The 12,384-nt window shown below is 67.7% G+C and carries 17 protein-coding genes; 9 read left to right on the forward strand and 8 right to left on the reverse strand.

Features of this window, described 5'->3' with window-relative positions; all coding sequences use genetic code 11:
• Positions 1-725: CBS domain-containing protein (locus NON22_RS24835; RefSeq protein ID WP_306673798.1), on the reverse strand; the 725-nt coding region annotated here is incomplete at its 3' end.
• A gap of 194 nt (positions 726-919) precedes the next feature.
• The gene (locus tag NON22_RS12715; protein ID WP_257387314.1) at positions 920-1,351 is read right to left on the reverse strand and encodes a hypothetical protein; all 432 of its coding nucleotides are present in this window, start codon (positions 1,349-1,351) and stop codon (positions 920-922) included.
• Between the two features lie 138 nt (positions 1,352-1,489).
• Between NON22_RS12715 and NON22_RS12720 the strand changes: the two genes are divergently transcribed.
• From NON22_RS12720 to NON22_RS12730, 3 genes are all read left to right on the forward strand, one after another.
• Complete coding sequence (locus NON22_RS12720) at positions 1,490-2,314, forward strand: universal stress protein (protein ID WP_257387315.1); 825 nt, start codon at positions 1,490-1,492, stop codon at positions 2,312-2,314.
• 135 nt (positions 2,315-2,449) lie between these two features.
• The gene (locus tag NON22_RS12725) at positions 2,450-2,893 is read left to right on the forward strand and encodes a DUF2721 domain-containing protein (RefSeq protein ID WP_257387316.1); all 444 of its coding nucleotides are present in this window, start codon (positions 2,450-2,452) and stop codon (positions 2,891-2,893) included.
• 19 nt (positions 2,894-2,912) lie between these two features.
• Entirely contained in the window at positions 2,913-3,389 is a 477-nt protein-coding gene (locus NON22_RS12730; RefSeq protein ID WP_257387317.1) for an OsmC family protein, read from the forward strand.
• 22 nt (positions 3,390-3,411) lie between these two features.
• On the opposite strand, the gene NON22_RS12735 is transcribed toward NON22_RS12730, so the two are convergent.
• A complete protein-coding gene (locus NON22_RS12735; RefSeq protein WP_257387318.1) occupies positions 3,412-3,684 on the reverse strand; it encodes a hypothetical protein in 273 nt (90 codons plus the stop codon).
• 242 nt (positions 3,685-3,926) lie between these two features.
• Here NON22_RS12735 and NON22_RS12740 point away from each other — a divergent pair, with 242 nt between their 5' ends.
• Positions 3,927-4,511 (forward strand): glycine zipper 2TM domain-containing protein, encoded by a 585-nt coding sequence (locus NON22_RS12740; RefSeq protein WP_425507975.1) that lies wholly within the window; start codon positions 3,927-3,929, stop codon positions 4,509-4,511.
• Between the two features lie 156 nt (positions 4,512-4,667).
• The gene (locus NON22_RS12745) at positions 4,668-5,018 is read left to right on the forward strand and encodes a glutaredoxin family protein (protein ID WP_257387319.1); all 351 of its coding nucleotides are present in this window, start codon (positions 4,668-4,670) and stop codon (positions 5,016-5,018) included.
• Between the two features lie 20 nt (positions 5,019-5,038).
• On the opposite strand, the gene NON22_RS12750 is transcribed toward NON22_RS12745, so the two are convergent.
• The 4 genes from NON22_RS12750 to NON22_RS12765 form a co-directional block, all read right to left on the reverse strand.
• Positions 5,039-6,148: a DegT/DnrJ/EryC1/StrS family aminotransferase gene (locus tag NON22_RS12750; protein ID WP_257387320.1), complete on the reverse strand. Its 1,110-nt coding sequence runs from the start codon at positions 6,146-6,148 to the stop codon at positions 5,039-5,041.
• On the reverse strand, positions 6,145-6,861 hold the full coding sequence (locus tag NON22_RS12755; RefSeq protein ID WP_257387321.1) for a hypothetical protein: 717 nt from the start codon (positions 6,859-6,861) through the stop codon (positions 6,145-6,147). The genes NON22_RS12750 and NON22_RS12755 overlap by 4 nt, the downstream gene beginning before the upstream one ends.
• A gap of 63 nt (positions 6,862-6,924) precedes the next feature.
• Positions 6,925-7,467 carry a DNA-deoxyinosine glycosylase gene (locus NON22_RS12760; protein ID WP_257387322.1) on the reverse strand — a complete coding sequence of 181 codons (543 nt, stop codon included), beginning with the start codon at positions 7,465-7,467 and terminating at the stop codon, positions 6,925-6,927.
• A gap of 4 nt (positions 7,468-7,471) precedes the next feature.
• The gene (locus tag NON22_RS12765; protein ID WP_257387323.1) at positions 7,472-7,705 is read right to left on the reverse strand and encodes a hypothetical protein; all 234 of its coding nucleotides are present in this window, start codon (positions 7,703-7,705) and stop codon (positions 7,472-7,474) included.
• A 180-nt stretch (positions 7,706-7,885) separates the two neighbouring features.
• Between NON22_RS12765 and rluF the strand changes: the two genes are divergently transcribed.
• From rluF to NON22_RS12785, 4 genes are all read left to right on the forward strand, one after another.
• On the forward strand, positions 7,886-8,596 hold the full coding sequence (gene rluF, locus NON22_RS12770) for a 23S rRNA pseudouridine(2604) synthase RluF (RefSeq protein ID WP_257387324.1): 711 nt from the start codon (positions 7,886-7,888) through the stop codon (positions 8,594-8,596).
• Positions 8,597-8,775: 179 nt separating this feature from the next.
• Positions 8,776-9,120 (forward strand): BON domain-containing protein, encoded by a 345-nt coding sequence (locus tag NON22_RS12775; protein ID WP_257387325.1) that lies wholly within the window; start codon positions 8,776-8,778, stop codon positions 9,118-9,120.
• 120 nt (positions 9,121-9,240) lie between these two features.
• On the forward strand, positions 9,241-9,837 hold the full coding sequence (locus tag NON22_RS12780) for a DUF924 family protein (RefSeq protein ID WP_257387326.1): 597 nt from the start codon (positions 9,241-9,243) through the stop codon (positions 9,835-9,837).
• 84 nt (positions 9,838-9,921) lie between these two features.
• Positions 9,922-10,857 (forward strand): carbohydrate kinase family protein, encoded by a 936-nt coding sequence (locus tag NON22_RS12785; protein WP_257387327.1) that lies wholly within the window; start codon positions 9,922-9,924, stop codon positions 10,855-10,857.
• 71 nt (positions 10,858-10,928) lie between these two features.
• Here NON22_RS12785 and NON22_RS12790 read toward each other — a convergent pair whose 3' ends face one another.
• Positions 10,929-12,068: a heme o synthase gene (locus NON22_RS12790; protein WP_306673800.1), complete on the reverse strand. Its 1,140-nt coding sequence runs from the start codon at positions 12,066-12,068 to the stop codon at positions 10,929-10,931.
• Between the last annotated feature and the right edge of the window lie 316 nt (positions 12,069-12,384).

Here is a 12,384-nt window from a genome sequence, read left to right on the forward strand (position 1 = left end):
GCGCGCTGCTGCCAGTCGGCCGCGTCGCCGTCGACGGTCGCGTCGAGCAGCGCCGCGGCGGCGTTCGCGAGCTCGGCCGCGCCGGGCAGCAGGTCGCGCGTCATGCTCAGGTTGTTCTGCACATAGCCGAGCGGCGTGTTGATTTCATGCGCGAGGCCGGCGACGAGCTGGCCCAGGGTCGCGAGCTTCTCCGACTGCACGAGCCGGTGCTGCGAAGCCTTGAGCCGGCGATAGGCCGATTCCAGTTCCTGCGCGTGCTGGCCGACCTGGGTCTCCAGCGCGCGCAGCACGTCGAGCACGACGCCCATGCCGGCATAGCGGCCGTGCAGGTCGAGCACGACGAAGTCTTCGGTGATCGGCCGGCGCAGGTGACGGCCGATCAGCTGGCCTGCGGCCTCGATGCTGCTGTCGATGCGCAGGGTCAGCGGCTGCGCGTCGAACAGGCTCGTGACCGGCCGGCGGCCATGCAGCTCGCGGCCGTACGGCGCCATGTAGACGCGCAGCATGAGCTCGTGCCGCGTGATGCAGCCGAGCAGGCGGCCGTTGCCGTCCACGACCGGCAGCGACAGCAGCGCCGCATTCGCCTTGTCGAGAAAACGCTCGCCGGCTTCGGTCACGCTGCATTGCGGCGTCAGCGGCGTCACCGGCAGCACCAGCGCAGCGAGCGCCGCGTCGCGGCTGTGCGTCGCGGTGTCGGCCGCGATGGTCGGCGAAGGCTGGTTCATGGCGGAGTCGCACGCGCTACCACAACGCGCAGAGACTAGCGCGTGCATGCGTCACGCAGATGACGCGCAGCGTTCAGCTGCGCCGCTGCGGCATCGCGGCCATGACATCGGCCCGACATTTCGCCGCGGCGCGCGCCGCTGCATTCCGGTTTCACGAGCATGGAGACTCGCAGCCGTGGCTGCGGGTCTCCGGTTCAACGCGTGCTGATGACGAACTTGCCGAAATCGATGCCGATGTCGACGCCTTCGCCGGTGCCGGCCAGCGCCAGCGAGACGTCGCCCTTGGTCACGACGCTCGCGGCCGAGGACTTCACCGCGCCGGCATGCGCGCCGCCGGCGGCGTAGGTGCCGAGCAGGTCCTTGATGCTGTTGACCTCGGAGAACTTGCCGCGGCCGTTTTCGATGCGCTGCTTGCCGAACGTGATGCCGCCGCCCTTGGTGCGGATCTTGACCTTGAGGCTCTGGCCGTTGTTGCAGCGTATCGTGCCGCTGCCGCTGGCGGTCTTGTAGAACGCCGACCACCCGGACATGCTGAAATCCATTTCGCAATCGATCGCCGCGGCCGCGGCTCCCTGCAGACCGAACAGCAACGCGACCGCAGCCAGTACACCCGTCGTCTTCTTCATGAGCCTTCTCCATGCCATCGAAGCCGCCCTATGATGCGCCCAAACCGCGTCAAACGGCGATGACGGCCTGGGCTGCAGTCGCACATCGCGGTGCCGCGCGCGTAAGCTAAAGCTCCAGCTGGCTATGGAGATCGCGTCATGAGCGCCCTCGACGTACTCGTCCATCTGCGTCAGTACAGCGGCGATCCGCCGGCCCTGCGCGCCGCGCTGGCGCTGAGCCGGCGCCTCGACGTCGTGCTGCACGGTCTCTATGTCGCGCCGATTCCGCCGGCCGCCTTCACTTCGCCGGAAACCGTCGCCGTGCTCGTGCACGAGTCCGACCGGCATTTCCGCGAAGCCGGCGTCGCCGACGGCTGGTGGCAGGAGAAGCTCGCCGCCGCCGGTGCCCGCGGCGACTGGCTCGTCGCTCAGGCCGACGCGCTCGACGCGATCGCCTATGCGGCGCGCTGGAACGATCTGATCGTCATCGAACGGCCGCAGCAGCAGCCCGACGCGCCGCTGGGCTGGGGCCTCGTGTCGCGCAGCGCGTTCGCGGCCGGCGCGCCGCTGCTCGTGGTTCCCGAAAGCGCCGAGGTCGGCGAGCTCGGCCGCGTGGTCACGGTGCTCTGGAACGGCTCGCGCGAAGCGATCCGCGCCGTGCACGGCGCGCTGCCGATACTGCGCCGCGCCGATTCGGTCATCGTGCTCGACGGCGAAAGCCGCGGCGGCAACGGCGGCCTGCTGCATCTGCCCGGCTTCGACCTGCGCCGCTATCTTGCCGCGCACGCAGTCGACGCGGACTTCCGGCCGTCCACGGCGTCGGACGATCGCGGCGCGAGCCTGCTGGCCGCCGCACGCGCCACGGGAGCGGATCTGTTCGTCATGGGCGCCTGGGGACATTCGCGGCTGACCGAACTCATCGTCGGCGGCGTCACGCGCCATCTGTTCCAGAACGCCGACCGCGCGCTGCTCGTCGCGCACTGAGAAAACCGCCACGCCGGGAACGAACCGTGTCGCAGCGATCGACGGCCGCGACGGACCGCACGACGGCGGCGACTCGCAGATCCCTGCCGCCGGCAGTCCCTCCCCTTTCCTAACCATCCGCTTCCCCAGTCCACCATGGCGCAGCCCTTTCCCGTCACCGACATCGCCCACGTCATCCAGCTCTCGGTCGCGCCGGTCTTCCTGCTGACCGGCGTCGGCGCGCTGCTCAGCGTGCTGACGAGCCGCCTCGCACGCGTCGTCGACCGCGCGCGCCGCCAGGAGGACAAGCTCGAGCACCTGTCGGCCGAACGCCATCCGGAACTGCTCGACGAGCTGCGCAAGCTCTCGCGCCGCGCGCGGCTGATGAACTGGTCCATCAGCCTCGTGACCGCCTGCGCGCTGCTCGTGGCCAGCGTCATCGTCGTGCTGTTCGGCGGCGCGCTGTATGCGATCGACGTCAGCCTGCCGGCCGCCGCGCTGTTCGTGCTCGGACTGATCTGCCTGATCGGCGGGCTGCTGGTATTCCTGCGCGAGATCTACCTCGCGACCATCCATCTGCGCCTCGGACCGTTCCAGTAGCCCGGCGCCGGAGCGACCCATGAGCGAACACGAGGCGCGCATCCACTGGCAGCGCAACGGCGCCGCCTTCACCGACCAGCGCTATTCCCGCGCGCACCGCTGGGATTTCGACGGCGGCGCCCAAGTCGCCGCGGCCGCTTCGCCGAGCGTCGTCGCGCCGGCGTTGACCGACGCGTCCGCGGTCGATCCCGAGGAAGCCTTCGTCGCGGCGATCGCGAGCTGCCACATGCTCTGGTTCCTGTCGCTGGCCGCGGCGGCGGGCGTCTGCGTCGATACCTACGAAGACCGGGCGGTCGGCCTGATGCGCCGCGTCGACGGCCGGCTCGCGATCGCCGAAGTGACATTGCGTCCGCGGCTGACGTTCGCGGCCGCGGCGCCGTCGGCGCAGCGCGTGCAGGAGCTGCACGCGGCGGCCCACGAGCGCTGCTTCATCGCCAATTCCGTGCGCTGCGCGATCCGCATCGAGCCGCCGGCGGACGGCGCCGCTAAGATCTGAAAGAGGTCTGCGCAAGGACCGGCTAATTCCCGCCCTCGTCCTTGCGATCGGAGATGTGTACGACCTTGCCGCCGGCGATCCAGAGCTGGATCAGGCGGCCGCGGCGGCGATAGGTCCATTCCTCGCGCGGGCCGGAATCGGTCGGCTCGGAGGCGATGCTGTCCGGCGCCCCGGCCACTTCGCGAACGTGATCGGCGGTGTCGCCGACCGAGACCATGCGCGAACCGAAGCGCGCGCTCTGCGCCGCGGCGGTGAAGCTCAGCAACAGGCACGCGAGCACTGCTAGGTACTTCATACAACCCCCTGGACGGACCTGCAGTATGCCGGCAGATCGATTGCGCGCGCTTTACGCCGTTTGCCTGTTCGCGATGCGGCAGGGCACGGTCTGGCGGACGCGACGGCCGATGCAAGACTAGCCAAGTCCGGCCCGATGCTGAACCCGGAAATTGACCGGCTTGGCATTCCGCGCCGCGGTGCCGCCGCGGTTCAGTTGTCCTGCACTTCAATCCGACGGGTCCCCAGCCAGGAGAAATCATCATGGACAGCAAGCTGCTGTTGGGCGCCGCCGCGGGCATCGTCATCGCCGTCGGCGGCATGGCCGTCGCGCAGCGCTACAGCGCCTCGTCCGCCGCCGATGCCGAGGCCTCCGACCGCGCCGCCGAAGCCGCACGCGATGCCGAATCGTATGCGGACGTGCGCCGCGTCAGCCCGGTCATGGAACAGGTACGCACGCCGCGAAAGGACTGCGAACAGGTCACGGTCAACAAGCGCCTGCCGGAGCGCGACGGCAATGTCGGCGGCACATTGCTCGGGGCCGTCGTCGGCGGAGCGCTCGGCAATCAGGTCGGCCGCGGCGACGGCCGCAAGGCGGCCACCGTCGCCGGCGCGGTCGCCGGCGGCGTGGTCGGCCACGAAATGGACAAGAACCACCGCGGCGGCCGCGTCGTCGCATCGACCGAAACGCGCTGCCGCGAGGTCACCGACGTCAGCGACCGCGTCGTCGGCTACGACGTGACCTACAACTACAAGGGCCGCGACTACACCACGCGGATGGACTACGACCCGGGCGAGCGCATCCGCGTCGAACCGACGGTCCAGCCGGTCGGCGAAAGCGCGCGCTGAAGCGTTTCCGGGAACATCCGACCCACGACGCCACGGATCGGCGCGCCGCCGCAACGCCTGAGCGCGGCGATCGGCCGCGGCGCGGACGCGGCGGAACTCCGCACGCCCACGCGCATCGCAGAAACCGCATCACTACGGTGCTATGGGGAGAGTCCGATGAAACGCTCGTGGTCGGGAATGCTGTTCTGCGCTGCCATGCTGGCTCTGAATACGACGGTGGCCGGCGCCGGGTCGGCAGGCAACACCAAGGCAGGCCAACCCGCTCCGGTGACGCTCTATGTCATGCCGCAATGCGGCTATTGCGAGAAAGCACGCGAGCATCTGACGCGACGGGGCGTGTCATGGCAGGAACGCGACATCGTCGCATCCGTCGACGCCAAACGGGAATTCGATGCCAAGGGTGGCGTCGGCACTCCGCTGATCGTGATAGGCGATCAGGTCATCAAAGGCTTCGACGCCACGCGCCTGGACGCGACGCTCGACGCCCGCGCGATCGCTGCCGACTGATTTCGCGGCGGGGCGGCGGCTCAGCTGGCCAGGGCCGCGCGCAACGCATCGGCGACCTGGGCGACTGCCTCGGGGGCCAGCTGAGGCCCGATCGGCAGGCTCAGCACGCGATCGGCCAGGCGCTCGGCCAGCGGCAGGCTGCCGGCGGCGATGCCGGCCGCGGCATAGGCCTGCTGCCGATGCGGCGGAATCGGATAGTGGATCAGGCTGCCGATGCCGCGTTCGGCCAGCACGCGCTGTACCGTCTCGCGCCGCTCGAGCTGGACCACGTACAGATGCCACACCGGCTCGATCCCGTCGGGCACCTGCGGCCGCTGCAGCGGCAGATCGGCCAGCGCCGTGTCGTACGCGGCAGCCAGCGCACGGCGACGCGCATTCCACGCGTCGAGATGGCGTAGCTTCACGCGCAGGGCCGCGGCCTGGAGCGGATCGAGCCGGCTGTTCCAGCCGGCTTCGTCGTTGACGTACTTCACGCGCGAACCGTAGTTGCGCAGCACGCGCAGCCGTTCGGCGATGGCCGCGTCGTCGGTGGTCGCCGCGCCGGCATCGCCGAATGCGCCGAGGTTCTTGCCCGGATAGAAGCTCCAGACCACGACGTCGCCGTGCGCGCCGATGCGCCGGCCGCGATAGCGCGCGCCGTGCGCCTGGGCCGCATCCTCGATCACGCGCAGGCCGTGGCGGCGCGCAACGACCAGGATGGGATCCAGATCGGCCGGCTGGCCGTAGAGATGGACCGGCATCACGGCGCGCGTACGCGGCGTCACTGCGGCCTCGATGCGCGCCGGATCGATGTTGTGAGTCTGCGGGTCGGGCTCAACCGGCACCGGCGTCGCGCCGCATTGGCTGACTGCGAGCCAGGTCGCGATATAGGTGTTCGACGGCACGATGACTTCGTCGCCGGGTCCGATATCGAGCGCGCGCAAGGCGAGATGCAGCGCGTCGAGGCCGTTCGCCAGGCCCACGCAGTGGCGGCTGCCGCAATAGCTCGCGAACTCGGTCTCGAAGGCTTCGACTTCTTCGCCGAGGATGTACCAGCCGCTGGCGAGCACGCCCGCGACAGCCGCGTCGATCTCGGGCTTGAGCTCGAGATAGGCGGCTTTCAGATCGAGGAACGGAACGGTCGCGCTCATTTCTTTTTCGCCGCCGGCAGCTTGGCCGCCTGCAGTCCGCCGACCTCGAACTCCAGGGTCTTCTTGCCCTGGTCCTTCCACTCGGTGTCGATGCTCAGCTGTTTGGACTTGAGCAGGCGCGCGATCAGCGCCTCGTTCTTGTCGATGAAGATGGCCGGTTCGCCGGTCGGCGGAATCGTGGCGGCCCAGCGCTCCGGCTTGCCGTCGTCGAAGCGCAGCGTCAGCGCGCAGTCGCGCGCGCAGACGAAGCCGCCCTCGTCGCGCATCAGGTAGGTGCTCTGGCCCCATTCCGGGTGGTTGCGGATGAACAGGGTCACGCGCTGCGGCCCTTCGGTGGTCGACCCGCCCTTCGCATAGATCGACGCGTGATACTGCTTGCCCTTGCCGTCGGGCGTTTCCTGGTAGGTCCACAGGCGCTCGAGGCGGCGCGCCTCGGCGCCGGCCCTGGCGCGCTGCTGCAGTTCGGGCAGGGTCTTGGCGACTTCGGCCGCCGCCGGCGTGCCGGCGAAACGCGTGACGATGTCGTTGCCGATCTCGGCCGCGAGATCGATCTTGTCGCCGGCGCGCAGCTGCTCGTACATCTTGAGCTTTTCGGCAGCCTGCGCCGCCTGTATCTGGGCCGGCGTCGGAGCGGGCGGCGGCGGCGCGCCCGGCCCGCAGGCGCTCAACAGCAACAGCATCGACAACGGCAGGATCGGACGCAGCAGGGGCATGGGCGAGCACTCGCGAACAGGCAACGGCCTAAGATAGCAAAGCGCTGCGGCGCGATGGCGCCCTCAGGCGGCGGCCGCGGCGAGTATCGACCAGCGCCGCAACTTTTCGTCGCGGCTCATGGAGGCATGCGCCGGACTCGTCGACGGCAGCGCATGCAGGTTCAGCCTGTCCAGGCGCTGCGGCGCGATCTGTGCGGCGACATGGCGCCGGAACGCCTGCGCCGCCTTCGCGCCGTTGAAGGCGATCACGGCGATGTCGTGCCGCTGCGCCAGCAGTTCGGGGATCGCATTCGGCACTTCCGTCTCGACGGTGATCGCGCTGTCGAGGCTGCCTCGACGTTCGCAGCCGCGCAGCACGTCCCAGAGGCCGACGCCGCTGGCCAGCAGCCGCGCGACCCGCTGTTCGTACGGCAAGTCGGCGCCGACGCCGAACACGGCCTGCATGGTCGGCCAGAACTGGTTCTGCGGATGGGCGTAGTACTGGCCGGCGGCCAGCGATCGCGCGCCGGGCATGGAGCCCAGGATCAGCACGCGACAGCGGCGGCCGATGCGCGGCGCGAAACTCTGGACGTAGTCCGGCCCGTTCGCGGCCGGCGGTTCGGGCACCTGCTCAGGCGGTCGGGATTTCGGTCGGCGCGGCATCGGCTTCGTGGCGTCGCGCGACCCGTTCCTTGAGGCGGACGAGGATGACTTCGTACAAGGTCAGCGCATCCTGGGCGGCCATGTCGGGACGCGCGCCTTCGATGGGGTAGCGGCCCGAGGAGATGATGGCCGCAGCCAGCTCCAGCGCAATCTGCGACGCGCTCGGTGCGTTGACGGAGTTGACCACAGTGGGATTCGCCATGTGCGGCTCGCGCGGAATGCGGTGCAGGCAAGACTAACATCACCGTGGTCGACGGCAAGGGCGCGGCGCGCGTTTCGCGGCGACCGCGGCCGGGTGTCGGGCGCGTCGCGCGATGCGGCCGGCTGGCCGCGCCGTGCGGCCTGTGCCAGCATTCGCGCCTGTCATCCGCCGCAACGTATCATGCGCCTCAACAAGTACATCAGCGACACCGGCCTTTGCTCGCGGCGCGAAGCCGACGAACTCATCGAAAGCGGCCGCGTCACGGTGGGCGGCCGCAAGGCAGCCGTCGGCGCCGTCGTCGAAGCCGGCGCGGAAGTGCTGGTCGACGGCAGTCCGCTCAAGCTCAAGAACCAGCGCGGCGGCGCCAAGTCGGTCTACATCGCGCTGAACAAGCCGGTCGGCATCACCTGCACGACCGAGTCCGGCGTCAAGGACAACATCGTCGACTTCGTCGATCACCGCGAGCGCATCTTTCCGATCGGCCGGCTCGACAAGGACTCCGAAGGGCTGATCCTGCTGACCAACAACGGCGACATCGTCAACGAGATCCTGCGCTCGGAGAACCGCCACGAGAAGGAATACCTCGTTGCGGTCAACAAGCCGGTGACCGAGGAATTCCTCGTCGGCATGGCTCGCGGCGTGCGCATCCACGGCCAGATGACCAAGCCGTGCAAGGTTTATAAATTGGGTAAATTTGGATTCCGCATCATTCTCACGCAGGGACTGAACCGGCAGATCCGCCTGATGGCGGCGGCTTTCGGCTACCGCGTGAAGCAGCTGCAGCGCGTGCGCATCGTCAACATCCGGCTCGGCAATCTGAAGCTGGGCCAATGGCGCAATCTGACGCCGGCGGAACTGCACGGCCTGCTGCCGCAGCGGACCCTGTGGTAGCCGGATTTTGCCTTGCGGCTTGCATGGCGAGCTGCGCAAACCGTGCAATTCGCTGCCGACTCGCCGATTCAACCTTTTGATCCAACAGAGATTTCCGCTTGGCATGGAGCGTGATGTCGTCTGCTCAGCGCCGACCGACAGCCAGTCGTCGGCCATATCCCACCCTGAGGAGACCGACCATGCGCTTTCCGACCATCCAGAAGACCGTTGCCGTACTGCTGCTGAGCGCCACCGCGGTGATCGCCATGGCGGCCGAGCCGATGAAGGCGAACGAGAACAAGCCGAACTCTCACGAGTCGGATCAGCCGGTAGGCGACACCTGGATCACCACCAAGGTGAAGACCGAACTGCTCGCCGACAGCGCCGTGAAAGGCAGCGACATCAACGTGTCGACGGTCAACGGCGTCGTCACCCTGGCCGGCGTGCTCGACAACCAGGCCGCCATCGACAAGGCCGTCACGATCGCCAAGAACGTCAAGGGCGTGACCGACGTCGATACGCGCGCGCTGAAGCTGCGCAAGTAAGTGCCGCCATCTGCAAGCCATGAAGGCTTGTTGCCAGGGAGATCGGCACGGCGCAGGATAGCCGTTCATTGCGCCCGGCCAGGCGATCGGCCGGGCGCTTCTCATTGCACAGGGACGTCGATGCAGGACGCCACCGCGATTCTCGACTTCTGGTTCGGCGGTGACGAGGTGTCCGCCGCGGAACACGAACGACTGGCCCTGCGCTGGTTTCGCCGCGACGACGCGTTCGATGCGGAAATCCGCGAGCGATTCGGCGGACAGGTCGACGCGGCGCTGGCCGGGGAACTCGACGCCTGGACCACAAGGCCTGCTTCGTGGCTGGCCCTGCTCCTGCTGCTCGACCAGTTTCCGCGCAACCTCCATCGGAATTCCGCTGCGGCCTTCGCCGGCGACCGGAAGGCACAACGGTTCGCGCTCGGCGGCATCGCCCGCGGCGACGACCGGGTGCTGGCTCCGCGCTACCGCGCATTCGCCTATCTGCCGCTCGAGCATGCGGAGGACATCGCCCTGCAGCAGCGCTGCATCGCACTGTTCGAAGCGCTGGCAGCGGATCCGCAGGCACAGCCGGCCGCCGCCTACTTGAGCTACCTCGACTACGCCCGGCGGCACTGCGACGTGATCCGCCGCTACGGCCGTTTTCCCCATCGCAATCGCGTCCTCGGCCGGACCACCACGCCCGAGGAACAGGCGTACCTCGACGCCGGCGGCGGCTTCTAGGTCGTCCTGCCTGAATCTGCGACAATGGGCGTCCGCTCGTGTCCACGTGCGGCCCTCCCACCGTTAACCAGGATTCCGGCTCCAATGTCTGCATTGATCTGCGGCTCGCTTGCGTACGACACCATCATGGTGTTCCAGGACCAGTTCAAGAACCACATCCTGCCGGACAAGGTGCACATCTTGAACGTCGCCTTCCTGGTCCCGCGCATGCGCAAGGAGTTCGGCGGGGTCGCCGGCAATATCGCCTACAACCTCAAACTGCTCGGTGACGATCCGGTGCCGATGGCGACGGTCGGCCAGGATTTCGGTCCGTACCACGAGCATTTCGTGCGCTGCGGCATCCGCCTCGACCAGGTCAAGGTCATCGAGGATCTCTACACGGCGCAGGCGTTCATCACGACCGACCTCGACGACAACCAGATCACGGCCTTCCATCCTGGCGCGATGATGCGCTCGTACGAGAACCACGTGCGCGACGTCGAAGGCATCACGTTCGGCATCGTCGGTCCCGACGGCCGCGAGGCGATGCTGCAGAATGCCGAGGAATTCGCCGAGCGCAACATCCCCTTCATCTTCGATCCGGGCCAGGCGATGCCGCTGTTCAACGGCGACGAGTTCCGCTCGTTCATCGACAAGGCGCAGTACGTCACGGTCAACGACTACGAGTCGCAGCTGCTGCAGCGGAACACCGGCTGGACCGAAGCACAGATCGCCGAGCGCGTGAAGGCCTACATCGTGACGCGCGGCCCCAAGGGCTCGGTGATCCACACGAGCAAGGAAACGATCGAGATCCCGCCGGCGCATGAGCGCCGAGTGTCCGATCCGACCGGTTGCGGCGACGCCTATCGCGCCGGCCTGATCTTCGGCCTGATGCGCGACATGGACCTCGGCACGGTCGGTCGCATGGCCTCTCTGATGGGCGCGCTCAAGGTCGAACACCCGGGCACGCAGAACCAGCGCTTCACCTACGAAGAATTCTCCGACCAGTTCCGCCAGCAGTTCGGCTACGCGCTGGACTGAAGCGGGAATCGACGTCGCAAAGCTGAGCGCCTGGAACGACATCCCGTTCCGGGCGTTTTCGTTTGCCTCGCTCAGAGCGGAACGAACGGAATGCCGCGCGGCAAGGTCGGCGTGGCCAGATAGTGATCGGCGAGCAGGAACGCGAACAGCGCCATCAGATAGACGATGGAGTAGTTGAACACCTTCATCGCGAAGAACTCATCGGGCGGATCGAGCAGCACGTAGGCGTAGTAGAGAAAGACCGTGCCGAGCACGAGCGCGCCGCCGAGATAGAAGAGGCCGCTCATGCCGGTCAGCCACGGCAGCACTGTTACTACGAGCAGCAGCACGGTGTAGTACAGGACGTGCCAGCGCGTGTATTCGACGCCGTGGGTCACCGGCAACATGGGTACCTGAGCCCGCGAGTAGTCGTCTCGACGGAAGATCGCCAGCGCCCAGAAATGCGGCGGCGTCCAGACGAAAATGATCAGGAACAGCAGCAGTGCGTAAGGGTGGACTTCGCCGGTCACGGCCGCCCAGCCCAGTACCGGTGGCGCCGCCCCCGCGGCCCCGCCGATCACGATGTTCTGCGGCGTCGCGCGCTTGAGATAGGCCGTATAGACGACGGCATAGCCGATCAGCGATGCGAAGGTCAGCAGCGCCGTCAGCACGTTGACCCAGATTATGAGGATCAGCATGGACATGCTGCCCAGCACGACCGCGAACACCAGTACCTGAGTCGGCGTCAGCGCGCCGACGGCCAGCGGGCGATGCGCGGTCCTGACCATCAGCCGGTCGATGCGTTGATCGATCAGGTGATTGATCGCGGCGGCCGACCCGGCCGCCAGCCAGATACCGATGCTGCCAAGCAGCGCGGGCAAGAGCGGCGGCCATCCCGGCACGGCGAGGAACATGCCGATGACCGCGGTGAACACGATCAGCGCAACGACGCGGGGCTTGGTGAGTTCGAGGTACTGCCGAAACATCGAGGTCTGCATCGCTGGATCAACTGCGGCGGAGCCGGTTTCCGAATCGTGGATTGCACCATGTATCGCGCGGCTGGACCAGCGATCAATCGCCGTCGCCCGAACAGCGATTCGTAGCGCCTCGCTGTCACGATGCGCCTCGTTATTACGGCGGAAAGCAAACACCAGCTTCGCGGGATCTCTCCCCACGCATGGAGCTACGCTCTGCCGGCACGGCATGTGACGGCCGTCCGCAGCAATCGCCATCACGGAAACTGCAGCGATTATGCGCGGACCTGCCGAAACTGCTCGACTGGCTCGCAGACAACCACCAGCTCCGCAGATCGGCTAGCAGCCTGCGCGAAGCTGCGGAACTGCAGGGCACCGGTGCGACCAGCGAAAGCATTTTCGAGCACGCCGCCGTTTGGTGGCTCCGCCGGACGCTTACTTTCCGGCGGGATGTTTCGGACAGATCAAAAGCAAAACGCCATCCCGGAGTGGGATGGCGTTTTGTGGTAAAGGGCCCTGGCAGTGACCTACTCTCGCATGCGGATGCACACTACCATCGGCGCGGGTTCGTTTC

The sequence above is a fragment of the Tahibacter caeni genome (genome assembly GCF_024609805.1).
Taxonomy (GTDB): Bacteria; Pseudomonadota; Gammaproteobacteria; order Xanthomonadales; family Rhodanobacteraceae; genus Tahibacter; species Tahibacter caeni.